Origin of the sequence: Pustulibacterium marinum, assembly GCF_900116665.1 — a bacterium.
In the GTDB taxonomy this organism is placed as follows: domain Bacteria; phylum Bacteroidota; class Bacteroidia; order Flavobacteriales; family Flavobacteriaceae; genus Pustulibacterium; species Pustulibacterium marinum.
Genome location: NZ_FPBK01000031.1, coordinates 1 through 1,280, shown reverse-complemented (window position 1 = coordinate 1,280; position 1,280 = coordinate 1). Strand labels below are relative to the sequence as shown.

The window sequence follows — 1,280 nt, the reverse complement described above, 5'->3', positions numbered from 1 at the left end:
CCGCTTTCGGAGAGAAGGTAAAGATAAAGAAATCAAGTTCATTGAAAATATTGTTAACAGCACGATTTTAAAGAGATTTAAAATCAAAGATTTAAGCAAATCCATTTTGAGTATAAAGAGTTTATGCGCTTCATATAGTTAAAAATTATTTAAGATTTAACGATGAAGAGTTTGATCCTGGCTCAGGATGAACGCTAGCGGCAGGCCTAACACATGCAAGTCGAGGGGTAGAAATAGCTTGCTATTTTGAGACCGGCGCACGGGTGCGTAACGCGTATGCAATCTACCTTATACAGAGGGATAGCCCAGAGAAATTTGGATTAATATCTCATAGTATTACTGAGTAGCATTATTTAGTAATTAAAGTTTCGGCGGTATAAGATGAGCATGCGTCCTATTAGTTAGATGGTGTGGTAACGGCGCACCATGACTACGATAGGTAGGGGTCCTGAGAGGGAGATCCCCCACACTGGTACTGAGACACGGACCAGACTCCTACGGGAGGCAGCAGTGAGGAATATTGGTCAATGGTCGGAAGACTGAACCAGCCATGCCGCGTGCAGGAAGACTGCCCTATGGGTTGTAAACTGCTTTTGTATGGGAAGAATAAGAGTTACGTGTAACTTGATGACGGTACCATACGAATAAGGATCGGCTAACTCCGTGCCAGCAGCCGCGGTAATACGGAGGATCCAAGCGTTATCCGGAATCATTGGGTTTAAAGGGTCCGTAGGCGGGTCTATAAGTCAGGGGTGAAAGTTTGCCGCTCAACGGTAAAATTGCCTTTGATACTGTAGGTCTTGAATATGTGTGAAGTGGTTAGAATATGTAGTGTAGCGGTGAAATGCATAGATATTACATAGAATACCGATTGCGAAGGCAGATCACTAACACATCATTGACGCTGATGGACGAAAGCGTGGGGAGCGAACAGGATTAGATACCCTGGTAGTCCACGCCGTAAACGATGGATACTAGCTGTTCGGTCTTCGGATTGAGTGGCTAAGCGAAAGTGATAAGTATCCCACCTGGGGAGTACGTTCGCAAGAATGAAACTCAAAGGAATTGACGGGGGCCCGCACAAGCGGTGGAGCATGTGGTTTAATTCGATGATACGCGAGGAACCTTACCAGGGCTTAAATGTAGTCTGACAGGACCAGAGATGGTTTTTTCTTCGGACAGATTACAAGGTGCTGCATGGTTGTCGTCAGCTCGTGCCGTGAGGTGTCAGGTTAAGTCCTATAACGAGCGCAACCCCTGCCGTTAGTTACCAGCATGTT

At 45.6% G+C, this 1,280-nt stretch carries 1 rRNA gene; it reads left to right on the top strand.

The features are described from left to right. Positions 1–159 precede the first annotated feature (159 nt). Positions 160–1,280: ribosomal RNA gene (locus BM383_RS18700) — 16S ribosomal RNA — on the top strand; the annotation flags it as partial.